This window comes from Streptomyces sp. NPDC033177 (genome assembly GCF_055577715.1).
Window position 1 is genome coordinate 1 of sequence record NZ_JBVIPS010000006.1, and the last position, 22,517, is coordinate 22,517.

Annotated in this window: 16 protein-coding genes; 4 read left to right on the top strand and 12 right to left on the bottom strand. The window is 71.5% G+C overall.

The window, feature by feature from the left end:
- Positions 1-423: 423 nt before the first annotated feature.
- Positions 424-1,431 (bottom strand): stage II sporulation protein M, encoded by a 1,008-nt coding sequence (locus ACZ5U5_RS21050; protein ID WP_469023801.1) that lies wholly within the window; start codon positions 1,429-1,431, stop codon positions 424-426.
- 89 nt (positions 1,432-1,520) lie between these two features.
- Here ACZ5U5_RS21050 and ACZ5U5_RS21055 point away from each other — a divergent pair, with 89 nt between their 5' ends.
- A complete protein-coding gene (locus tag ACZ5U5_RS21055; protein ID WP_469023804.1) occupies positions 1,521-2,468 on the top strand; it encodes an RDD family protein in 948 nt (315 codons plus the stop codon).
- Between the two features lie 11 nt (positions 2,469-2,479).
- On the opposite strand, the gene ACZ5U5_RS21060 is transcribed toward ACZ5U5_RS21055, so the two are convergent.
- Positions 2,480-3,094 (bottom strand): hypothetical protein, encoded by a 615-nt coding sequence (locus ACZ5U5_RS21060; RefSeq protein WP_365821157.1) that lies wholly within the window; start codon positions 3,092-3,094, stop codon positions 2,480-2,482.
- A 273-nt stretch (positions 3,095-3,367) separates the two neighbouring features.
- Here ACZ5U5_RS21060 and ACZ5U5_RS21065 point away from each other — a divergent pair, with 273 nt between their 5' ends.
- Entirely contained in the window at positions 3,368-3,541 is a 174-nt protein-coding gene (locus tag ACZ5U5_RS21065) for a hypothetical protein (protein WP_469023806.1), read from the top strand.
- Between the two features lie 1,054 nt (positions 3,542-4,595).
- Here ACZ5U5_RS21065 and ahcY read toward each other — a convergent pair.
- Entirely contained in the window at positions 4,596-6,053 is a 1,458-nt protein-coding gene (gene ahcY, locus ACZ5U5_RS21070) for an adenosylhomocysteinase (RefSeq protein WP_469023809.1), read from the bottom strand.
- Positions 6,054-6,459: 406 nt separating this feature from the next.
- Here ahcY and ACZ5U5_RS21075 point away from each other — a divergent pair, with 406 nt between their 5' ends.
- Positions 6,460-8,562 (top strand): fructose-specific PTS transporter subunit EIIC, encoded by a 2,103-nt coding sequence (locus ACZ5U5_RS21075; RefSeq protein WP_469023812.1) that lies wholly within the window; start codon positions 6,460-6,462, stop codon positions 8,560-8,562.
- 82 nt (positions 8,563-8,644) lie between these two features.
- Here ACZ5U5_RS21075 and ACZ5U5_RS21080 read toward each other — a convergent pair whose 3' ends face one another.
- The 7 genes from ACZ5U5_RS21080 to ACZ5U5_RS21110 form a co-directional block, all read right to left on the bottom strand.
- A complete protein-coding gene (locus ACZ5U5_RS21080) occupies positions 8,645-9,604 on the bottom strand; it encodes a cation diffusion facilitator family transporter (protein ID WP_469023814.1) in 960 nt (319 codons plus the stop codon).
- Positions 9,605-9,705: 101 nt separating this feature from the next.
- Positions 9,706-10,860 carry a mannose-6-phosphate isomerase, class I gene (gene manA, locus ACZ5U5_RS21085; protein ID WP_469023817.1) on the bottom strand — a complete coding sequence of 385 codons (1,155 nt, stop codon included), beginning with the start codon at positions 10,858-10,860 and terminating at the stop codon, positions 9,706-9,708.
- 90 nt (positions 10,861-10,950) lie between these two features.
- Entirely contained in the window at positions 10,951-12,153 is a 1,203-nt protein-coding gene (locus tag ACZ5U5_RS21090; protein WP_469023819.1) for an SIS domain-containing protein, read from the bottom strand.
- A gap of 121 nt (positions 12,154-12,274) precedes the next feature.
- Positions 12,275-12,451 carry a Trm112 family protein gene (locus ACZ5U5_RS21095; protein ID WP_363211587.1) on the bottom strand — a complete coding sequence of 59 codons (177 nt, stop codon included), beginning with the start codon at positions 12,449-12,451 and terminating at the stop codon, positions 12,275-12,277.
- 280 nt (positions 12,452-12,731) lie between these two features.
- The gene (locus ACZ5U5_RS21100; protein WP_469023822.1) at positions 12,732-14,096 is read right to left on the bottom strand and encodes a phosphomannomutase/phosphoglucomutase; all 1,365 of its coding nucleotides are present in this window, start codon (positions 14,094-14,096) and stop codon (positions 12,732-12,734) included.
- A 146-nt stretch (positions 14,097-14,242) separates the two neighbouring features.
- Complete coding sequence (locus ACZ5U5_RS21105) at positions 14,243-15,859, bottom strand: L-lactate permease (RefSeq protein ID WP_469023824.1); 1,617 nt, start codon at positions 15,857-15,859, stop codon at positions 14,243-14,245.
- A gap of 213 nt (positions 15,860-16,072) precedes the next feature.
- On the bottom strand, positions 16,073-16,450 hold the full coding sequence (locus tag ACZ5U5_RS21110) for a DUF3499 domain-containing protein (protein WP_363211956.1): 378 nt from the start codon (positions 16,448-16,450) through the stop codon (positions 16,073-16,075).
- Positions 16,451-16,845: 395 nt separating this feature from the next.
- Here ACZ5U5_RS21110 and ACZ5U5_RS21115 point away from each other — a divergent pair, with 395 nt between their 5' ends.
- Positions 16,846-17,307, top strand: coding sequence for a metallopeptidase family protein (locus ACZ5U5_RS21115; protein WP_453449127.1), 462 nt, complete (start codon positions 16,846-16,848; stop codon positions 17,305-17,307).
- Between the two features lie 29 nt (positions 17,308-17,336).
- Here the strand turns inward: ACZ5U5_RS21115 and ACZ5U5_RS21120 are convergent, their stop codons facing one another.
- Together ACZ5U5_RS21120 and ACZ5U5_RS21125 are read right to left on the bottom strand one after the other, a co-directional pair.
- Positions 17,337-18,839, bottom strand: coding sequence for a DUF5719 family protein (locus ACZ5U5_RS21120; RefSeq protein ID WP_469023827.1), 1,503 nt, complete (start codon positions 18,837-18,839; stop codon positions 17,337-17,339).
- Positions 18,836-22,516 (bottom strand): glycosyltransferase family 2 protein, encoded by a 3,681-nt coding sequence (locus ACZ5U5_RS21125; protein ID WP_469023829.1) that lies wholly within the window; start codon positions 22,514-22,516, stop codon positions 18,836-18,838. The genes ACZ5U5_RS21120 and ACZ5U5_RS21125 overlap by 4 nt, the downstream gene beginning before the upstream one ends.
- Between the last annotated feature and the right edge of the window lies 1 nt (position 22,517).

A 22,517-nucleotide genomic window follows, 5' to 3' on the forward strand; every position in this document is an offset into this window, starting at 1 on the left:
GTTGAGTTCTCAAGGAACGGACGCTTCCTTTGTACTCACCCTCTCGGGCTTTCCTCCGGGCGCTTCCCTTCGGTGTTTCATTTTGTCTTGCTGTCTTGCGTTTCCGACTCTATCAGACTCTTTCGTGTCCGATTTCCTCGGTGCCTTTCCGGTTCCCGCTCCGGCCTTTCGGCTTTCGCGTTTCCCTTTCCGGCGAGTCCGACTTTATCAGAAGTTTTCGGCCGGTCTTGCCGGCTGGAGTTTCCGATTTATCGGGTGCGGCTTCTCGGCTTATGAGAATCAAGAAGCAGGCAGATATTAACTGCCGCCACTGGACTTGTCCAGCTCTAGGCAACTGTTCGAATCTACCTCCCCAGTCCTTCCGTGTCAACGGTTTTTCTGGGGCGTCGAGGACACTAGCAGCTCAGCAGGGGCGGACGCACATCAGGCTGCGACGGGGACCGTGGCGCTGCGTTCGGCAGGGTCCAGGTCACCTGTGGCACCGGCACGTGCCGCCCTGCCGCCCAGTACGTAGACGTAGGCGAGGAAGGCCAGTTCAGCGGCGATGCCGATGCTGATGCGGGCCCAGGTCGGCAGGCCCGAGGGCGTCACGAAGCCTTCGATGGCACCGGAGATGAACAGGACCAGGGCCAAGCCCACCGCCATGCCCAGGGCGGCTCTTCCCTCTTCGGCGAGGGCTGTTCGGCGTGAGCGCGGGCCCGGGTCGATGACGGTCCAGCCGAGGCGCAGGCCCGTACCGGCGGCCACGAAGACCGCCGTCAGTTCCAGGAGGCCGTGCGGGAGGACCAGGCCGAGGAAGGTGTCCAGGCGGCCGGCGTCGGACATCAGGCCAATGCCTACTCCCAGGTTCAGCATGTTCTGGAAGAGGATCCAGATGACGGGGAAGCAGAGGAAGGCGCCCAGGACCAGGCACATGGCGGCTGCTTGGGCGTTGTTCGTCCAGACCTGGGCCGCGAACGATGCTGCCGGGTGGCTCGAGTAGTACGTCTCGTACTCCCCGCCGGGGCGGGTCAGCTCGCGCAGTTCGCCGGGGGCCGCGATGGAGGACTGGACTTCGGGGTGCGTGGCGATCCACCAGCCGATGACGGCCGCGAGGACTGTGGAGAGGAGGGCCGTGGGGACCCACCAGTGGCGGGAGCGGTAGACCGCTGCCGGGAAACCGTGGCTCAGGAAGCGTGTGGCGTCGCGCCAGGAAGCTCGGCGGGTGCCTGTCACCGCACTACGCGCGCGTGCCACGAGTTGGGTCAGACGGCCGGTGAGCTGTGGGTCCGGGGCACTGGACTGGATGAGGGAGAGGTGGGTGGCGGTGCGTTGGTAGAGGGCGACGAGTTCGTCGGCCTCGGCTCCGTTCAGGCGGCGCCGGCGGCGCAGCAGGGCGTCGAGTCGGTCCCACTCTGCTCGGTGGGCGGAGACGAAGACGTCGAGGTCCATCAGGTGGCTGCTCCTCGTACTGCGGCGCGATGCTGCCTCAGCTTGGCAGACTGGCGGTTCCGACGGCAGGGCAGGGAAGGGCGGCTGGCGTGAGTGAGCTGGTGACGGGCGAGGCGGTGGCTCTTGAGCTGCGCCCGGCGAAACTGCCGAGTCGTGGGCTCGCCGTACTGATCGACCTGGTGGTGGCCTGGGCGGTCTACCTGGGGGTGACTGTGGCGATCGTGGCCTCTACGTCCTCGTTGGACGATGCGGCGGCCGCGGCGGTCGCCGTGGCGAGCTTCGTGCTGATCCTGGTGGGCGGGCCGATCGCGGTGGAGACGCTCAGCCATGGGCGGTCGCTGGGGAAGATGGCGTGCGGACTGCGGGTGGTGCGGGACGACGGGGGGCCTATTCGTTTCCGCCACGCGTTGGTGCGGGGTGCGGTGGGGGTCGTCGAGATTCTGCTGACGTTCGGGGTCGTCGCCTGTATTGCCTCGCTGGTGTCGGCGCGGGGGCGGCGGCTCGGGGATGTGTTCGCGGGGACGCTCGTCGTGCGGGAGCGGGTGCCGACCGGGCAGACGCCCTTCATCCCTCCGCCGCCGCCTTGGCTCGCGGGGCGCTTCTCAGGGCTCGATCTGTCCGGGGTGCCTGAGGGGCTGTGGCTCGCGATCAGGCAGTACCTGACGCGCATGGGGCAGTTGGATCCGCAGGTGGGCTGGACGATGGCCGAGCGTCTTGCCGGGGATCTCGCGGAACGTACGGGGGCGCCGGCTCCGCAGGGTGTTCCGCCGGCGGCGTACCTGGCGGCGGTCGTGCATGAGCGGCAGGCGCGGGACGCTCGGCGGGCGTTCGGTGGCGGGGGTGCCGTGCCTGCTGCCGGGGCGGCCTACGCGGCGCCGCCTCCCCCGGCGCCCCATCCTCAGTCGGCTGACCCGGCCTACCCGGCTCGTCCGGAGGGGTCCGCGGTCGGGCAGAAGGCGCGTGATGTGCCGCCAGCCGTGCGGCAGGAGGGTGCGGAGGCGGCGCCTCCGGGCACCGGGTTCGTGCCGCCCACGTAGGGCGGGTGGGGTCAGGCGAACGTCGAGGGCGGGGATTCGAGGTTCTCGAGCTCCGTGCCAGGGGCGGAGAGGACGACGTCGCCGGCGATGTGGATGGCGTGCTGCTCGCCGGTGTCCAAGGCTGTGACCTGGTATTCGTCCACGATCAGCGGGCCGTTGTCAGTGGCGTGTGCTTCGCTTTTCAGCAGGGCCCAGGACTGGTCGAGGGTGCGGGGGGCGAGGACCGGGTCGGTGAAGGCGACGAGGCGGACGCGGGTCGCGGGGGAACCGGGGGTGAGGCGCAGCAGGCGTGTGGTGGCGACGAGGAAAGCGGGGGATGTGCCGGTGAAGGCGTGGGCGGGGGCGTTGTCCTCGGTGGCGTGGGTGCCGGTGGGGTCGGTGCGTACCCAGGTGACGCCGTCGATCGCCGCGGCGCGGATCTGCCAGTCCCCCGCGTGCAGTTCGAGGCGGATGGGGCGGCCGAGTTCGTCGAGGGCCAGGTCGACGGAGCCGGTGGGCTCGCCTGAGGGCGCGGTCCGCTGGGATACGTAGCGCCAGCCGGAGGGGCCGGGCGCGCAGTGGAAGTGTTCTTCACCGAGGGGGGTGTGGTCGTGCGGATCGTGGAGCGAATAGTGGCCGCGGGGCATGGGGCTCGGTCCTTGTCGGGGGCGGGTTCTCGTCCCGGAGCCGGAGCAACTGTGGGTCAGTGCTGGGCCGGGTGGGCTGCTGCTGTCGGTGGACTGCGGGCCGTGAGGGTCTCTCGGCTCGCCCCGAACTCCACGGTAGGTCAGTCGTGATGCTTGGCCTGCGGGTACCGGGCGCCTGGCTTCGCCGACTGTTCGAGGGGCGGCGCGAGGGAGGCTGACGGTGGGGGTAGTGCGCGGCGCGTCATGAAGTGTTGGCAGAGCAAGGGGCACGGGGTGTTCAAGGCCGATGCCGAGTGGTGGCGCGAGGGCAGGAGGCCGTGGACGTTCGTCACGAGCGGTTCCCCGTTCCACGACGACCTGCTGATCCGGACCGATGCCGTCTCGATGGACGCCGGTTTGCAGACCTGCCTTCCGCAGCCGCAAGAACGGCGGCTGGCTGTCCCGTAGTAGGGGGCGACGGCTGCTCCATGGGCGTCCTCCGTGTCCTGCACGGCGCCGGTTTGGGGAGCCGTACCCGGCCCGGTGGGAGGGGAGAGGCTGAGCCCTGGCCGGTCTCCGCGACCTGCGCGGTGCCGCTTCAGGGAGCCGTACCCGGCCCAATGGGAGGACAGAGGCTGCTCGATGGGCGGCCTCCGGCCTGCGCGGTGCCAATTCATGGCGCCGTGCCCGGCCCCGTCGGAGGGCGGAGGCTGGGCCTCGGCGGCCTCCGCTGCCTAACCGGTGCCGCTTCAGGCGGCCGTGCCCGGCCCAGCGGGAGGGCAGAGGCCGGGCCCTGGCGGTCTCCGCGACCTCTGCGATGCCGCTTCAGGGAGCCATGCTCAACGCAGTCGGAGGGCAGAGGCCGGGCCGCGGCTGGTCTCCGCGGCCTGCACGGCGCCGGTCCAGGGAGCCGTACCCGGCCCAGTGGGCTGGCCTTGGCTGGTCTCCCCGGCCTGCGCGGTGCCAATTCATGGCGCCGTACCCGGGCCCAGTGGGAGGGCAGAGGCTGCTCCATGGGCGGTCTCCGCGGCCTGCACGGCGCCGGTCCAGGGCTGGGCCTCGGCTGGCCCCTGCGGCCTGCACGGTGCCGATTCATGGAGCCGTACCCGGGCCCAGTGGGAGGACAGAGGCTGCTCCATGGGCGGCCTCCGGCCTGCGCGGAGCCGCTTCGGGCGGCCGTGCCCGGCCCAGCGGGAGGGCAGAGGCCGGGCCGCGGCTGGTCTCGGCGGCCTGCACGGCGCCGGTTTGGGGAGCCGTACCCGGCCCGGTGGGCTGGGCCTTGGCTGGCCCCTGCGGCCTGCGCGGTGCCAATTCATGGAGCCGTGCCCGGCTCCGTCGGAGGGTGGAGGCTGGGTCTCGGTGGCCTGCGCTGCCTGTGCGGGCCGGTTTGGGGGGCGTGTCTGGCCCGTGGAGGGGCAGAGGCCGGGGCTTGGTGGTTGTGGGCGGCCACGGGGCAGGCCCCCGCCGGGAGGGCGAGGGCCTGCGGTTGAGCGGGTGCCGGGGGTGTGGGCCGGCGGGCTGCTCAGTAGCGGTAGTGGTCCGGCTTGTACGGGCCCTCTACCTCTACGCCGATGTACGCGGCCTGCTCGGGGCGCAGCGTCGTGAGCTTGACGCCGAGCGAGTCCAGGTGGAGGCGGGCGACCTTCTCGTCCAGGTGCTTCGGCAGGACGTAGACGTCGGTCGGGTACTCCTCCTGCTTGGTGAACAGCTCGATCTGGGCCAGGGTCTGGTCCGCGAAGGAGTTGGACATCACGAAGGACGGGTGGCCCGTCGCGTTGCCCAGGTTCAGCAGGCGGCCCTCGGAGAGGACGATGAGGACCTTGCCGTCGGGGAACGTCCACGTGTGGACCTGCGGCTTGACCTCGTCCTTCACGATCCCGGGAATCTGCGCGAGACCGGCCATGTCGATCTCGTTGTCGAAGTGGCCGATGTTCCCGACGATCGCCTGGTGCTTCATCTTGGCCATGTCCGAGGCCATGATGATGTCCTTGTTGCCGGTCGTGGTGACGAAGATGTCGACCTTGTCGACGACCTCGTCCAGCGTCGTGACCTGGAAACCGTCCATCGCCGCCTGCAGGGCGCAGATCGGGTCGACCTCGGTGATGATCACGCGCGCGCCCTGGCCGCGCAGCGACTCGGCACAGCCCTTGCCGACATCGCCGTAACCGCAGACGAGAGCGGTCTTGCCGCCGATCAGGACGTCCGTGGCGCGGTTGATGCCGTCGATCAGGGAGTGGCGGCAGCCGTACTTGTTGTCGAACTTCGACTTCGTCACGGCGTCGTTCACGTTGATCGCCGGGAAGAGCAGGGTGCCGTCACGGTGCATCTCGTACAGGCGGTGGACGCCCGTCGTGGTCTCCTCGGTCACGCCGCGGATCTCCGAGGCGAGCTGGGTCCACTTCTGCGAGCCCTCGGTGATGGTGCGGTTGAGGAGCTGCAGGATGACGCGGTGCTCGTCCGACTCGGCGGTGTCCTCGGAGGGGACCTTGCCGGCCTTCTCGTACTCGACGCCCTTGTGGACGAGGAGGGTGGCGTCGCCACCGTCGTCCAGGATCATGTTCGGGCCGCCGGTGGGGGTGTTCGGCCAGGTCAGCGCCTGCTCCGTGCACCACCAGTACTCCTCCAGGGTCTCGCCCTTCCAGGCGAAGACGGGGATGCCCTGGGGGTTGTCCGGGGTGCCGTTCGGGCCGACGGCGATGGCCGCGGCCGCGTGGTCCTGGGTCGAGAAGATGTTGCAGGAGACCCAGCGGACCTCGGCGCCGAGGGCGACCAGGGTCTCGATGAGGACGGCGGTCTGCACGGTCATGTGCAGCGAGCCCATGATGCGGGCACCGGCGAGCGGCTGGGTGGCGGCGAATTCCTTGCGGATCGACATCAGGCCGGGCATCTCGTGCTCGGCGAGGGTGATCTCCTTGCGGCCGAATTCGGCCAGGGAGAGATCGGCGACCTTGAAGTCCTGGCCGTTGATGAGTGTCGTCATGGGCGAGCTGCTCCTCGTGGGATTGATCGAGGGTGGGTGGACATGGCTGACCTGCGACAACGGCACAGAAGAGCACCGGTGCGCAGCAGCGCAGTCCGTCGGAGGCCCTCTCTCCCTCGGACGGCGCCCGTAGAGGCACCGCCCGACCGCCATCAGCAGCGACGTCTGGCTCGGTCACAAAGCTACACCGATTGGCCCAGCGAGCCCCAGCCCGCCTCCCCGGGGCGCGCCCGGGGCGTACGCGGGCGGGGCAGCCGCGGGCAGGACCAGGGACAGGGCGACAGACCCGCCCATTCGGGACCTTTGCGCTTTTGAACCTGCGCCCGCGTGTTGCAGGATGCCTTGAGATCGGGAACATTTGCGCGATCTTGTTTGACGAAGGCGTTGAAGGCGTTAGGAGATCCACGTGACCCATCCGGCCGATCCCCCCATAGGCGGGAGCAGCGGCGAGCCGAAGAAGCTCAAGTTGCTCGCCGTGACCGCCTGTCCGACCGGTATCGCCCACACGTACATGGCGGCGGAGAAGCTCTCGCAGGCCGCGGAGAGCCTCGGCATCGACATGAAGGTGGAGACGCAGGGCTCCATCGGTGCCGAGAACGTCTTGACTGACAACGATGTCAGGGACGCTGACGGCATCATCATCGCCGCGGACAAGGACGTCGACCGCGGCCGCTTCGTCGGCAAGCGCGTGCTGTCCGTCGGCGTGTCCGAGGGCATCAGCCGCCCTGAACAGCTGATCGAGCAGGTGCAGAGCGCGCCCGTGCACGGCGGAGGCGGAGGCGGAGGGTCCGCCGAAGCGGCCTCGACCGGAGGCGGCGGCGGAGGCGGCAAGGAGCGGAGTCTCGCGTACAAGGCGCTGATGAACGGCGTCTCGTACATGATTCCGTTCGTCGTGGTCGGCGGGCTGCTGATCGCGATCTCGCTGTCGCTCGGCGGGCACACCGACCCCAAGGGCGGGCTCGTCATCCCCGACGACTCGTTCTGGATGCACGTCAACCAGATCGGGACCATCGGCTTCACGCTGATGGTGCCCATCCTCTCCGGCTATATCGCGTATGCGATCGGCGACCGGCCCGCGCTCGTGCCCGGCATGATCGGCGGCTGGATCGCCAACACCGGCGAGCTGTACGACTCGAAGGCGGGCGCCGGCTTCATCGGGGCCATCGTGACCGGCTTCCTCGCCGGTTATCTGGTGCTGTGGATCAAGAAGGTCAAGGTCCCGAAGTTCGCCCAGCCGATCATGCCGATCATCGTGATCCCCATCATCTCGACGACGGCACTCGGTCTGTTCTTCATCTACGTGATCGGGAAGCCGATCTCGTGGGTCTTCGAGCATCTGACCAGCTGGCTCAGCGGCATGACCGGGACCAGCGCGATCCTGCTCGGCGCGATTCTCGGGCTCATGATCGCGTTCGACATGGGCGGGCCGGTCAACAAGACGGCTTTCCTGTTCGGCGCGGGGCTCATCGCGACCGGCAACCAGACCGTCATGGGCATGTGCGCCGCGGCGATCCCGGTCATGCCGCTCGGCCAGGGGCTCGCGACGCTGATCCGTAAGCGGCTCTACAACGAGCAGGAACGGGAGACCGGTCTCGCCGCCCTGTTCATGGGCTTCTTCGGCATCTCGGAGGGAGCGATCCCCTTCGCGGCCGCGCGGCCCGCGCAGGTCATCCCCGCGAACATGCTCGGCGGCGCCGTCGCCGGTGCGATTGCCGGGCAGGCGGGCGTCGAGGACGCCGTGCCGCACGGCGGGCCGATCGTGGCGGTCCTGGGGGCCATCGGTGGCGTACCGATGTTCTTCATCGCCGTCGCCATCGGTGCCGTCGTCACCGCCCTGACGACGGTCACCCTGGTCGACATCAGCGAGCGCAAGCGGCGCGGGGCACCCGTCGTCGACGTGCCGGGCGGTCCTGAGCCGGTGCTCGCGGGCGCGGGCGTGGGTGCGGGTGCCGGAGCCGTCGGTTCCGGGGCGTCCGTGGCCCCGCAGAAGGCCGCAGCAGCGCCTGCCGCCTCTCCCGCCGAGGAGGACGCCACGGAGGATACGGAGGACGACGAAGTCCTCTCCGGCTATCTCACCGAGCAGACCGTGAAGGTCCGGCTCGACTCCGCCGACAAGGACTCCGCGATCCGCGAGATGGCGAACCTCCTCGCCACCACCGGCAAGGTGAACGACGTCGAGGAGCTCGTGGCGACTGCCCTGCGCCGCGAGGCCCAGGGCACCACGGGGCTCGGCGAGGAGATCGCCATCCCGCACGCCAAGACCGACGCGGTGACCTCGCCGGTCGTCGGGTTCGCGCGCTCGGCGGAGGGCATCGAGTGGGGTGCGCTCGACGGTACGAAGGCCAAGCTGATCTTCATGATCTCCGTGCCGGAGGCCGCAGCGGGCGACGAGCACCTGCGGATTCTCGCGCTCCTCTCGCGCAAGCTGATGGACACCGGCTTCCGGGAGCGGCTCGAGGCCGCGCCCGACGAGGCGGCCGTCCTTGAGGTGCTGCGCGAGGTGCGCTGACCCGCAGCCGGTCCATGTACGCAGTCGGGGCCCCGCACCTGCACGGTGCGGGGCCCCGACTGCGTACGGGAGTGGCGGAAGGTCAGTGGGCGCCCGGCGACTTCGCCGGGTTGGTGCCCGCGGCGGCCGCCGTCTCGCTGTAGATGTCCGGCTCCAGGTAGATCACGCGGGCGATCGGGACCGCGGCGCGGATGCGCTCCTCGGCTGCGTTGATGGCGGCGGCCACCTCGGCGGCCGTCTCGTTCTGCTGGACGGCGATCTTGGCGGCGACGAGCAGCTCCTCGGGGCCGAGGTGCAGCGTGCGCATGTGGATGACGCGGGTGACCGTGTCGCCGTCGACCAGGGCCTTCTCGATCTTCTCGACCTCTTCCGTGCCCGCGGCCTCACCCAGGAGCAGGGACTTGGTCTCAGCGGCGAGGATGATCGCGATCAGGATGAGCAGGACGCCGATGCAGAGCGTGCCGATGCCGTCCCAGACGCCGTCGCCCGTCGCGAGCGCGAGGCTCACGCCGACCAGGGCCAGGATCAGACCGACTAGCGCGCCGAGGTCCTCCAGGAGCACGACCGGCAGCTCGGGGGCCTTCGCGCGGCGGACGAACTGCGTCCACGTGAGGTTGCCGCGGGTGAGGTTCGACTCCTTGATCGCCGTACGGAACGAGAAGGCCTCGGCGATGATCGCGAAGACCAGGACGCCGACCGGCCAGTACCAGTGCTCGATCTCGTGCGGGTGCTTGATCTTCTCGTAGCCCTCGTAGATCGCGAACATGCCGCCGACCGAGAAGAGCACGATGGAGACCAGGAAGGCATAGATGTAGCGCTCGCGCCCATACCCGAAGGGGTGTTGGGGGGTCGCTTCACGTTGCGCTTTCTTGCCGCCGAGGAGCAGCAGCCCCTGGTTGCCCGAGTCCGCGAGCGAGTGCACGCTCTCGGCGAGCATCGACGACGATCCACTGAAGATGAACGCGACGAACTTCGCCACCGCGATCGCGAGGTTCGCGACAAGTGCCGCGACAATCGCCTTTGTTCCGCCTGACGCGCTCATGTGTGCCCGTTGTCCCTTCGCCTGCGTACGTTGTTGTCCACTGCCGCTTTGCCCGGCCTTTGCGGTGGGTCATTGTTGCAGCACGAGGCGCCGGTGGTGAGTCAGGCCACCACAGTGGCACGGAAGAGCGTGCCGACTCCGGACACTTCGGCCTTTTCGTCCGCGGGGACGAACACGGACTCGCCGGGCGTGAGTTCGCCGGCGTCGCCCACGTTCACGGAGCCCGCGACGCAGAGCAGGATCTGCGGGGTGGCGGCGGTGAGGTCGTGCGGCGCCGCGCCCTCGGGCAGGACGAAGCGGGAGAGGCGGAACTCGTCGATCGGGGTTTCGTAGACCTCTTCGCCGTCGGGCGTTGCCTCGGGGCGCAGGACGCCCGGGACGGTCGGCTCGAACCGGACGATGCGCAGGAGTTCGGGTACGTCGACGTGCTTGGGCGTCAGGCCGCAGCGCAGCACGTTGTCCGAGTTCGCCATGATCTCGACGCCGAGGCCGTCGAGGTAGGCGTGCGGGACTCCGGCGCCGAGGAACAGGGCCTCGCCGGGCTGCAGTCGGACGTGGTTGAGGAGCATCGCCGCGATGACGCCGGGGTCACCGGGGTAGTGCCGCGCGATGCCCGCGTACGGGGCGTAGGCACCTCCGAGCCGCTGGGCCGCGTCGGTGACCTCGGTGACGGTTGCCGCCATCTCATCCGGGTCCGCGGTCAGGACGGCCGTCAGGACCTCGCGCAGCGCGCCGTCCTCGGGCTTGGCGTGCAGCAGGTCGACGTACGGCTTCAGGGAGTCGACGCCAAGGCCGGCCAGCATGCCGGCGGCCTCGACGGGATCGCGGAAGCCGCAGAGGCCGTCGAACTCCGTCAGGGCGCAGATCAGTTCGGGCTTGTGGTTGGCGTCCTTGTAGTTGCGGTGCGGGGCGTCGATCGGGACGCCGCGCTCCTCCTCGTCCTCGTAGCCCTCCCTCGCCTGCTCCAGGTCGGGATGGACCTGGAGGGAGAGCGGAGCGCCCGCGGCGAGGAGCTTGAGGAGGAAGGGCAGGCGGGGGCCGAACCTGGCGACGGCCGCCCGGCCGAGCTCCTGCCCCGGGTTCTCGTCGATCACCTTGTCGAGCGGACCGCGTCCGGTGCGCGAGGGCGCGCCGGGGTGGGCGCCCATCCACATCTCGGCCTGCGGTTCACCGGTCGGCTCGACGCCGATGAGTTCCGCGATGGCGGTGGTGGAACCCCAGGCGTAGGGGCGGATGGTGTTGGTGAGGCGGTCCACGGAGGGGTTCTCCCTTACGTACGTACGCGGTGCGGGCGAGGCGGGGCCATGCGGTGCGGTGCTGCGTCCCGGGTCATGGCCGTGCTGTGGTCATGATCGGTCCCTCGGGGCGAGCGCCAGGTAAACGGCGGCGAAATCCGTGACGGCGATCAGCTCGGCGAGGGTCTCCAGGTCGTCGCCGTCCTCCGGTTCGAGCTCGCTGATCGCGATGTCGTGGCCGTGGGCGAGCTCGCGGGCCGCGGGCGCCGCGCTGAGGCCTCCGGCGTCCACCGGGCGGTCGCGGAGCAGGACGACGCGGGCCCGCAGCTGCTGGGGTTCCTCGACGCGGTCGCGGAAGAAGTCGTCGCCGTCGTCCCCGCCGCTCGAAGCGAGGTTGCTTGCGAGCAGGGCGCCGTGCGCGGGAAGGGACTCGGGCAGTTCACCCGCGACCGCGGGGTGCCCGGCGAGTTCGGCGAGGCCCGCGGCGAAACGGCGGCCCACGGGGCCCGCGAGTCCGCCCTCGGTCCAGATCACCGGGAGGGTCTCGTCGAGTTCCGCGGCGAGCGTCTTGGCCGGGTTGCTGTACGTCGCGACGACCGGACCGCAGCGTTCCGCGACGTGGTCGAGGCGGTCGGCGATCTTCTCCAGGGTCTCGGCCGGTGCGGTGATCAGGCCGGTGCGGTCCAGGAGGATGAGGAGCGGGGTGAGCAGGGCCCAGAGGGTGGCGGGGGCGGAGGCGGCGGCCTCGTCGTCCACGCGACGTGCCTCGTACGCCTCGGAGGCCCGCTCTCCGTCGTGCGGGGTCTCGTACTCCCCGTACGGGGAGGTGGCCATCGGGACCGTGAGGCCGTGTGAGCCCTCGACGCCCTCCGCGAGCGGGGAGCGGGCGGGGGCAACGGCCACGACCGTGCAGCCGCGGCGGTAGGCCTGGCCCGCGAGGAGTTCGAGGCCCGGTTCCGAGCCGTCCGGGGTGGCGATGAGCAGCAGGTCCAGGGGGCCCGCCCAGCCGGGGAGCGCCCAGCGCAGGGCGCCCGCCGCGGGGGCCACGCCGGTGGGGGCGAGGCGGACCACGGGGCAGCCGGCGCCCGCGAGGGTGCCGAGCAGATCGGCCACGCAGGCGGCGGCCGTGCCGGGCCCCGCGAACAGGATGGCGCGGGGGCGGCCGTCCGGCTTGAGCTGCGTGAGCCCGGCCTCCGTCGCGTGCCGCACCGCTGTGCGGACGCGGGCGCCTGCCTCCGCGGCGCACCGGAGGAGGCCACGCCGGTCGGCCACGGCGAGGGCCTCGGGAGCGTCAAGGAGCGATTCGTCGAGCATGGGGTCGGGCCTCCGATTCGCCGGGCGACGGGGCGGGGGCGCCGCCGCTCGCACTACTTGTCGTTACGCGGGGCCTGGCGGGGCCTTACGGGGGCTCTGCCCCGGGCGGCCTTGCGGGGCCTTACGCGGGGCGGCGGGCCTCGTCGACGAGGAGTACGGGGATGCCGTCGCGGACGGGGTAGGCAAGGCCGCAGTCCTTCGCGGGCGCCGTGCAGACCAGCTCTGTGTCCGCCTCCTTGAGGGGGGCGTGGCAGGCCGGGCAGGCGAGGATCTCCAGGAGGCCGGCTTCGAGCGGCATGGGGTGGGTCCCTTCGAGCGGTGGGGCGAAGAATGTCGCCTGGTCAGCCTACCGCTGGCCCCTGGGCCTGTGCTGGCCCCGGGGCCTTGCTGCGCGTGTACGGCCGGGGCTTCGCCCCAGGGCCCCCGCGCGTGGGGGCGACGCTCGCTGCTCGTCTGCGGACCGGGGCGTTTGTGCCCACCCTCCCCCACTCTCAGCTGCGTTCGAGCGGGGGGACCCCCATCGCCCTGCGGAACGCCTGCCCACAAACAGGGGGCGCCGCCCCCCACTCACGAGTTCCTCAGCCTCGGATGATTCCCAAGGCCTCGTCCCGGGTCCGCGTCATCGTTGCCTCGTCGCGGGCCTCCACGTTCAGGCGCAGGAGCGGCTCCGTGTTGGAGGCGCGGACGTTGAACCACCAGTCCGTGGACGTCACCGTGAGGCCGTCCAGTTCATCGAGGGTGACGCCCTCCTGGCCGGCGTACCTCGCCTTGATCGCGGCGAGGCGGGCCGTCTGGTCGTCGACCGTGGAGTTGATCTCGCCGGAGCCCGCATAGCGGTCGTACTGCGCGACGAGCGCCGACAGGGGGCCGTCCTGGCCGCCGAGCGCCGCGAGGACGTGGAGCGCGGCCAGCATGCCCGTGTCCGCGTTCCAGAAGTCGCGGAAGTAGTAGTGCGCCGAGTGCTCGCCGCCGAAGATCGCGCCCGTCTTGGCCATCTCCTCCTTGATGAAGGAGTGACCCACGCGGGTGCGGACCGGCGTGCCGCCGTTCTCCTTGACGACCTCGGGGACCGACCAGGAGGTGATGAGGTTGTGGATGACCGTGCCCTTGCCGCCGTTGCGGGCGAGTTCGCGCGAGGCGACCAGGGCGGTGATCGCCGACGGGGAGACCGGGGCGCCGTCCTGGTCGACGACGAAGCAGCGGTCCGCGTCGCCGTCGAAGGCGATGCCGAGGTCGGCGCCCTCCTCGCGCACCCGCTGCTGCAGGTCCACGATGTTCTTCGGGTCGAGGGGGTTGGCCTCGTGGTTCGGGAACGTGCCGTCCAACTCGAAGTACATCGGTACGAGTGTGAGCGGCAGGCCCTCGAAGACCGTCGGGACGGTGTGCCCGCCCATGCCGTTGCCCGCGTCGACGACGACCTTGAGGGGGCGGATCGAGGTGAGGTCCACCAGGCCGCGCAGGTGCGCCGCGTAGTCCTTTAGGGTGTCCCGCTCGGTGAGCGTGCCTACCGTGGCGCCCGGCTCCGGGGCGCCGGTCTCCGCCCAGCCCTCGACGAGGGCGCGGATGTCGGCGAGGCCGGTGTCCTGGCCGACCGGGGCAGCGCCCGCACGGCACATCTTGATGCCGTTGTACTGCGCGGGGTTGTGCGAGGCCGTGAACATCGCGCCCGGCAGGTTCAGCGCACCCGACGCGTAGTAGAGCTGGTCCGTCGAGCAGAGGCCGATCTCCGTGACGTCGACGCCGAGTGCCGCGGCACCGCGCGCGAAGGCCCGGGAGAGGCCGGGCGACGACGGCCGCATGTCGTGCCCGGTCACGATCGCGTCCGCACCCGTCACCTTCGCGAAGGCGGCGCCGAACAGCTCGGCGAGCGACTCGTCCCACTGGTCCGGGACCACTCCGCGCACGTCGTACGCCTTGACGATCTGGGACAGATCAGCAGTCACGGCCAACCCTCTCTGCAGGTTCTGCGAGTTCACGGTTTCGGAAAGCACTCGGGCGAGTGCTCGCCGGTCACCCCAAACTACCCGCAACGACCGACAACCAGCTGTGAGCGGCGTCAAGCCTCCGCCTGCCGGACGTCAGGCTCTGGTCACGGCAGCATCCAGCCGAGCACCACCGTGCTCTGTCCCACCACGATCAGGCACATCACCAGGAGCAGGCCGAGGCTCCAGGGCAGCACCTTGCGCAGCAGATCGCCCTCCTTGCCCGCGAGTCCGACCGCCGCGCACGCGATCGTCAGATTCTGCGGGGAGATCATCTTGCCGAGCACGCCACCGGAACTGTTGGCGGCGGCGAGCAGTTCGGGCGAGAGCCCGGACTGCTGAGCCGCCGTCACCTGGAGCGCGCCGAAGAGCGCGTTGGCCGAGGTGTCCGAGCCGGAGACCGCGACGCCGAACCAGCCGAGCACCGGCGACAGGAAGGCGAGCCCCGCGCCCGCCGCCGCCACGAAGTGGCCGATGGTGGCGGCCTGCCCGGACAGGTTCATCACGTACGCGAGGGCGAGCACGGACGTCACGGTGAGGATCGCGAACCGCAGTTCGTGCACGGTCGCGAGCCACTCCCGCACCGCCACGCGCGCGTGCACCCCGATGACGGCGGCCGTGCCCACACCGGCGAGCAGCACGAGCGTCCCGCCCGTCGCCACGAGCGGCAGGGAGAAGAGGTTGCCGCTCACCGGGTCCCCGTCGGGTCCCGCGACGTTCAGGAAGGGCCAGTCGAAGGTCTGCGTCGCCTTGGCGAGAAGATCCTTGACCGGCGGTATCTGAGCGATGGAGAAGATGGCGACGATCAGGGCGTACGGGGCGTAGGCGCGCAGGATCTCGGGACGCGGGTCCTCCTGGTCCAGGTCCTCGCTGCGTGCGCCGGTCAGGACGGCGACGCGTACGGGCTCCGCGGCGGGCTTGCGCGCGCTGGGCACCGCCATCAGCGCACCCGCTCCGGCCAGCGCCGCCCCGATGTCGGCCAGCTGGGCCGAGACGTAGTTGGACGCGGCGAACTGCGCGGCGGCGAAGGCGAATCCGCACACCAGGGCGGGCACCCAGGTCTCACGCAGACCGCGCCGCCCGTCCACCAGGAAGACCAGGAGCAGCGGCACGACCAGGGCGAGCAGCGGCGTCTGGCGGCCGACGACCGTGGCGACGGTGTCCAGCGGAAGCCCGGTGACCTGCGCGAGCGTCACCACGGGGGTGCCCATGGCGCCGAAGGCGACGGGCGCGGTGTTGGCCACCAGGGCGACGACGGCGGCCTTCACCGGGTCGAAGCCGAGCGCCACCAGCATCACCGCGGAGATCGCGACGGGCGCCCCGAAGCCGGCGAGCGCCTCCAGGAGCGCCCCGAAGCAGAAGGCCACGACGAGCGCCTGGATGCGCGGATCGTCCGAGAGCCGGCCGAAGGAGCGGCGCAGGATGTCGAAGTGCCGGGTGCGGACCGTCATTCGGTACACCCACAGGGCGTTGACGACGATCCACAGGATGGGGAAGAGCCCGAAGAGGGCGCCCTGTGCGGCGCCGGACGCGGTCTGGCCGAGCGGCATCCCGTACGCGATCCAGGCGACGAGGACGGCGACGCCGAGGCCGATGAGGCCCGCGTGGTGGGCCTTCATGCGGACGGCGCCGAGCAGGACGAGGACGGTCAGGAGGGGCAGGGTCGCGACGAGGGCGGACAGGCCGAGCGAATCGGCCACGGGCTCCAGCTGCTGCACGTACACGGGCGGCTCCCCGGTTCCATTTCCGTATTCCGCGATGCGGAACGTGATCTCTCACGGCTGGGGGAATGGTCGAGTGGCCGACATGGGCACGTCAATGGGTCGCACAGCAGAACTTGTTCAGCGATGAACGACAGAGGTCTCCGGAGAGAGGGGGTTCAGCAGGGAGGTGCGATCCAGCAAGGAGTGGTGCAGTTCCGCAAGGAGAGGTGCGGTTCAGGAATCCGGTGAGCGCAGCACCCGCAGGTGGCCGCGGCGCGCGACCTCCATCGGGTCCGCCCTGCGTGCGCCGCCACCGGCCTCCGCGGCGCGCTCCTGCGGGCGGGCCGCCTCACGCACCGCGTTGGCGAGCGCTTCGAGGTCGTCACCGCTGGGGCGGGCCGGACCGGAGGAGTCGGCGAGCCGGACGACCTCCCAGCCGCGGGGCGCGGTGAGGCGCTCGGAGTGCTCGGCACAGAGGTCGTAGCAGTGGGGTTCGGCGTAGGTGGCGAGGGGGCCGAGGACCGCGGTCGAGTCGGCGTAGACGTACGTCAGCGTCGCGACGGCGGGACGGCCGCAAGCGGTGCGCGAACAGCGACGTACAGGGCTCACGATGTTGGACGGTACCGCACTCTTGAGCGGGCCGCGACGACTCTCCGCGAGGTCACCCCACCGTGTCGTGCCGTGATCCCCGCCACCGCACGCTCCCGCGACGCCTCACTGACCTGCGGTGACACAAGGGGCTTGAGTGACCGGTGGTGTTGAATCCGGTCACGACTTGGCGCAAATACCGTCATTCATCGCGAGGTCGACGGTCCCGGAGAGATACGGAATCGGGCCCAACTCTGGCCGGAATGGTCATCGGGCGACATGCCGCGCGCCGGACGGAAGCAGCACGGACGCCGTCCGAAAGCAGCACCGAAGCAGTACGCAAGCAGTACGCAAGCAGTGTGGAAGCCCGGTGGAAGCTGTGCGGAAACGCCGATCTCGAGGACTACTCTTCGTCAGTGATGGACGACCCCGTACAGCCCCGCACCGCAGACCCGAGGCCCCGCCGCCGCGACCGCCACGGCAGGGGCATGCGCGGACCCGTGGCCCCGCCCCAGGTGCCGCTGTCCGCCAGCCGCGCCGAGGTCTTCACCGACCTGGTGCAGGACTCCGTGGAACGTCTCGAGCGGCGCTGGCCGCAGCTGAGCGAGATCGACTTCCTGGTGCTCGAGGTGCCCGCGCTGGGGCGGGGCGGGGGCGCGGGCGAGGACGACTGGAGCGACGACGTCGTGCCGCTGGGCGGCACGATCGAGGCCTCCGGTGACCGTCCCGCGCGCGTGGTCATCTACCGGCGTCCGGTGGAGATCCGCACCAAGGGGCGGGACGAACGGGCCGCGCTCGTCCACGAAGTGGTGGTCGAGCAGGTCGCCGAGCTCCTCGGGCTCTCACCCGAGTCGGTCGACCCGCGCTACGGGGAAGACTGAGCGCGGCGCCTGCCTCTGCGGCGCCGGCACTACTTCTGCAGCACCTTCAGATCCTGTTCCGCCTCGGGCACCGACACCATCCCCCTGTCGTCCGGCAGGGTCTGGACGGTGAACATGGGGACGCCGCCCTCCGGGTCCTCCAGCATGCGGGAGGCATGGACCTGGCCCCCCGACACCGGTTCCACCGTGAGCGCGTACGTGCCCTTGAGGCCGCTCGGGACGGGCGCCTTGATCCCCAGGGTCGTGCCGCCCTTGACCGTGTACGTCTTGGTCGTCGGCGAGCCGCCTTCGCTGCCCTCCGACGCCGTGACCCGCACCTTGCCGGTCTCGCCGGGGGCCACGAGCGACAGTGTGGAGCCCTTGGCCCGGTTGTCGGCCGCCGTCGCGCGCGTGCCGACGGCGCTCGTCGCGGGGATGAACGCCGTCTCCTGGTCGGCGCCCTTGCCCCGGGTGACGCGCAGGGCCGCCACAACGGGCGTCGCCTCCTCCGTCGGCGTCAGGATCAGCGAGCCCGCCTCGCCCTTGGTGACGTCGCCGAGGTCCACGGCTGTCGTCATGCCGGACTTGACGTGCAGGTTCGCGTGCCCGGCCGGGCTGATCGAACCGGTGGGCGAGGCCAGTTGCACCTTCAGGTCGGCGTCGTCGGTACCGGGGGCGAAGGCGACCAGGCGTACCGAAGTGGCGTCCTTGGGGATGCCGGGCAGGACCAGGCGGCTCGCGGGGTCGGCGGACGCGGGCAGCCAGTCGCCGCCGAGCTTGTCGTCCGACGACTGCACGGCGGCCGCGACCCGGCCGCTGCGCGCGGTCACGTGCATCGTGAGGTTGGTCTGCTCCTGGGCCGCGAGCGTGGACAGCAGGACCGGGACGCTGGAGTGCGGCTGGACCTGGATCGCCTCGCCCACCTCGGTCTTGAGGGCGCCGTCCTTGCCGTACAGCTCGATGTCGACGACGGCCGCCGAGTCGTCCGGATTGGTCAGGTGTACGTAGTCGCTGCGGTCCTTGGCGGTGCTCGTGCCCGGGAACCAGAAGTCCGTGTCGGGCGCCGTGCAGTTGGTGCCCTGGATGCCGCGGCCGCTGCCCACCGCATACTTGGTGGTCTGCTGGACGGTCCAGCCGGGGGCCTGCCTGCCGTCCGCGGTACCCAGGAGCGCGGGTGACTCGCCCCCGGACTCCTCGCCGGTGACCGGCTTGCCCGGTGCCTTCGAGGTCAGGAAGGGCTTGTCGTCCTTCTTCGTTTCTTTTCTGGCCTCGTCCTCAGGGGTGACCTTCAACGCCCTGGTGGCGGGCAGCAGTTCCGCCTTGCCCGTCTTGCCGGAGCCCTCACCCTTGGGCGTGAACGCCGTGTACGAGGTCTCGGCGAGGTCGGAGGCGCTGGGTACCGGGCAGAGCAGGCTGGTGCGCTCCACGGGCAGCCGCGCGGCCGCTTTCGCGCCGTCGTCGCCGCTGCCGTCGGGCGCGGTGGCCACGGCGAACCCGGTGACCGCGGCGAGCGCGGCCGCGGCGGCGATCAGGGACTGGGTCGTGCGGTTCACTGCTGGCTCCCGTCGGGGCGCTCACTGTCGGTGCCGTGCGGCGGCTGCGGGGGCTGGGGCGGCATCGGGGGCTGCCCGTACGCGGCGTCGAACGCCTGGCCGTACTGCTCGGCGCTGCCCTGTCCGCCCTGTGCGCCTCCGTAGGCGTACGGGTCGTACTGGCCGCCCTGGTAGGGGTCCTGGTACGCGGGCTGGTCGTACGAACCCGCGGGGTACTGGGCGTCCTGGTACTGCTGCTCGCCCTCGTACGTGCCGTAGTCGGCGCCCGCGTGGGCGGGGGCCTGCCACTCGTCGTGCGACGGCGTCTGCTGCTGGGGCACCGCGGCATAGGCACCTTCCTCCTCCGGAGGAGGAGGCGGAGTGCCGGCGTCGTCCTGCCCGGCGCCTCCTTGCGCGGCGTCCTGCTCGGCCTGCGCGGCCCGCAGCCTGCGGGCCCTGCGCCCCTCGCCCTCGACGGGCTCCGCCGGGATGACGGCCTCCTCGGGGAGGTCGTCGTCCACGTCGCGGCGGCGGCCGGGAAGGGCGAGGACCACCAGGACCACGGCGAGCGCGCCCTGGGCCCACAGCCATCCCGTGTGCCCCACGGGAGTCGCGTGCGTGACGTCCAGGCGGCCGCCCGACGCGGGCAGTTCGAAGCCCTGCGCCCAGCCGTCCAGCGTGGTCGGGGTCAGCGTGCGGCCGTCCAGGGTCGCCGTCCAGCCCGAGTCGACGGCGTCGGCGAGCCGCAGGGTGCGGCCCTCGTCGCCGGCCGGGATGTTCGTGTGCAGCTCCACGGGGCCCGCGGCCACCGGCAGAGGGTCGCCGGATGCGGGAACGATCGCGGCGCGCGCGACCTGCCGGTCCACGCGCCACAGGGCGCTGCCGTCCTCCTGGGAGAGCCGGGTCAGGCCGGGGGTGGCGTCCAGGGTGCGGCTCATCTGGCGGGGCGCGCCGTCGCGGACGAGGACGTAGCGCACGGCGAAGCCGCCGAGCTGGTCGGCCTGGTCGGCGCCGGAGCCCGCGAGGAGCCGGGCGACGATCTTGTCCAGGTGCCCGTTCGAGCCGCCCGCGTCGGCGAGTTCGGCGTCACCGAGGCGGGCGCCCGAGCCGCGGACGAGGGTGTACGACACCTGGGCGGCCGATTCGCTGTCCAGGACGAGCGTGCGGGCCTGGTCCTGCGTGCCGCTCTCCTCGGCGACGAACGCGGGCACCTGGACCGGGTCGCGCCGCTCCAGCGGGCCGTCGGCGCCGCGGATCATCCACCCGGCGGCGACGAGCAGCGGCCCGGCGGCCGCCGCGAAGGCGATGAGGACGGCGACCGGCTGGCGCCAGCCGAAGCTCTGCTCGGCTACACGCGTGCGTGCGCCGTCGGCGCCGAGCGCGGCGGCGGCGAGGAGCGCGAGGCCGTACGCGAGGGTCGCGGGGCCCGCCCACGCCGAGCTGTTCGAGAGCGCGGCGAAGACCAGGGAGACCAGCGCGGCGATCCAGGCGGTGCGGACGGCGAGCTGCCGCTCCGTACGCAGGAGGGCGGCCAGGGCGGCGAGCACGATGCCGATGAGCAGCAGCCCGTCAACGGTGCCGGGGCCGCCGGGGCTGCCGCCGAGCAGGTCGAGCCCGGTCGCTGAGCCGACGCCGAACGCGAGTCCCGCCTCACCGAAGAAGCCGAAGGGCAGCAGCGAGACCGACCAGGGCGCGAGGATCAGGAGCGGGGTGCCGAGCGCGGCGAGGCACCGCAGGCCGTACGCCGTGATGTCGCGCCTGCGCACCACGAGGAGCGCGAGGCCGAGCACCAGGGCGATCGGCCACACGATCGGCGTGAAGGCGGTGGTGAGCGACAGGAGCAGGGCGAACGCCCACGAGGCGCGCCAGCTGCCGCGCGTGCCTTCTGGGGAGGTCAGTCCGCTCGCCGCGATGCCCGCGCGCGCCATGAGCGGCAGCAGGATCGCGAGGACGGCGGTGCCGATGCGCCCGCCCGCGAGCGCGCCCGTGGCGGCCGGCAGGAAGGCGTACGCGACGGAGGCCCAGGCGCGCAGCAGGCGCGACTCGACCAGGGGCCGTGAGGCGAAGTAGGCGGCGAAGCCGGCCAGCGGCACCGAGCCCACCAGGAGCACGGTGACGGCGAGCCCGGTGGACCCGAACAGCAGGCTGCTGAGCCCCGCGACGAGCGCGAGATAGGGCGGCGCCGACTGCGTGCCGCCGGTGCCGACCGGGTGCCAGGCGTCGAGATAGCGCGCCCAGAGGGCGGAGGAGTCGCCGGGGGCGGGCAGCAGCGCGCCGCCCGCGAGCGCACCGGAGCCGAGGAGTTCGCGGCAGGCGATGAGCGAGGCGAAAAGGAGCACCACGAAGAGCATCGGTCCCGGCTTGCGGGCCAGGCGCTTGAGGCGGGCGAACTGCTCGACCTGGAGGAAGTCCGCGTCGTCCCCGCCGGGGCCGGTCTCGACGGCCCCGTGCCGCCCCGCGCCGGTGACGGCCTCGGGGTCGGAGCGGCCGACGATGTTGCCCGCGACCTGTTCGACGGTGGCGCGAACGGTGGCGCCCGGCGGCGGGAAGAGCGGCCGCATCTCGGACGGTTCGAGCGCCGATCTGCCGCGCTCCTTGCGGGCGCTGACGATCCGTCCGGGCCGCAGCAGTGTGCCCAGGAGACCGGCGACCTCGTCGACCGCCTGGCCGGGGACCTTGCCGACCAGATACGCCACGGTGCGCAGCAGGGTGCCGAAGACGAGCCGGAAGAGCACCCAGGGCAGCACGGCCGTACGGGCGTTGACGAGCAGGGTGTAGGCGGCGCCTGCCTTGTCCACGCGGTGCGGGGACGTCGACGTACGCCCGACGCAGTCGACGGCTCGGCGCTCGCGCGAGGAGGCCTCGGCGTGCCGGACGACGGCTTCGGGGGCGATGAGGACGCGGTGGCCCGCGTTCTGGGCGCGCCAGCACAGGTCGACGTCGTCCCGCATGAGGGGCAGGCGCCGGTCGAATCCGCCGAGTTCGTCGAAGACGTCCCGCCGGATCAGCATGCCCGCGGTGGACACCGAGAGCACGGGCCGTACGTGGTCGTGCTGGCCCTGGTCCTGTTCGCGCCGGTCGATGCCGGTCCAGCGGCGGCCGCTGTTGGCGATGGAGACGCCGACTTCCAGGAGCTGGCGGCGGTCGTACCAGCCGCGCAGCTTGGGGCCGACGATCGCGACGTCCTTGCCGACCTCGCGTTCGTTCTCCACGACGCGGAGCAGTTCGGTGAGGGCGCCGGGCTCGGGCGCGCAGTCGTCGTGCAGCAGCCAGAGCCACTGTTCGGGCTCGCCGTGGGGCAGTTCGGGGAGGTCGTAGGCGTCGTCGCGCCAGGTCCGGCTGACCGGGTCCCAGCCGCTGGGGCGCTTCAGGTAGGGCAGCTCTTCCGGGGTCAGCACGCCGGCGGTGCGGTTCGCCTCGTCGACGGCGGTGCCGAAGCCGGAGCGGCGGGCCAGGTGCAGGACGCGGTCGGGGCCGAGTGCCTCGGTGACCAGGCGGGCGGAGTCGTCCGCACTGCCGGTGTCCGCGGCCACGGCGTTCTGCACCGGGCGCTCCTGGCCGAGCAGGCCGGCGAGGGCGTCGGGCAGCCAGCGGGCGCCGTCGTGGGAGACGATCACGGCGGTGACTACGTGCCGCGGGAACTCAGGTGCGGCAGCGGCGTCGTGGTGACTGGCTGCCGAATGGCTGTGCACGGACATC

Excerpts from the sequence above, each read along its gene's own strand:
- ACZ5U5_RS21080 (WP_469023814.1), bottom strand. The coding sequence starts at position 9,604 with ATGAGCGCGTCAGGCGGAACAAAGGCGATTGTCGCGGCACTTGTCGCG.
- ahcY (WP_469023809.1), bottom strand. The coding sequence starts at position 6,053 with ATGACGACACTCATCAACGGCCAGGACTTCAAGGTCGCCGATCTCTCC.
- ACZ5U5_RS21125 (WP_469023829.1), bottom strand. The coding sequence starts at position 22,516 with ATGTCCGTGCACAGCCATTCGGCAGCCAGTCACCACGACGCCGCTGCC.
- ACZ5U5_RS21095 (WP_363211587.1), bottom strand. The coding sequence starts at position 12,451 with ATGCCGCTCGAAGCCGGCCTCCTGGAGATCCTCGCCTGCCCGGCCTGC.
- ACZ5U5_RS21115 (WP_453449127.1), top strand. The coding sequence starts at position 16,846 with ATGGACGACCCCGTACAGCCCCGCACCGCAGACCCGAGGCCCCGCCGC.
- ACZ5U5_RS21050 (WP_469023801.1), bottom strand. The coding sequence starts at position 1,431 with ATGGACCTCGACGTCTTCGTCTCCGCCCACCGAGCAGAGTGGGACCGA.
- ACZ5U5_RS21090 (WP_469023819.1), bottom strand. The coding sequence starts at position 12,153 with ATGCTCGACGAATCGCTCCTTGACGCTCCCGAGGCCCTCGCCGTGGCC.
- ACZ5U5_RS21060 (WP_365821157.1), bottom strand. The coding sequence starts at position 3,094 with ATGCCCCGCGGCCACTATTCGCTCCACGATCCGCACGACCACACCCCC.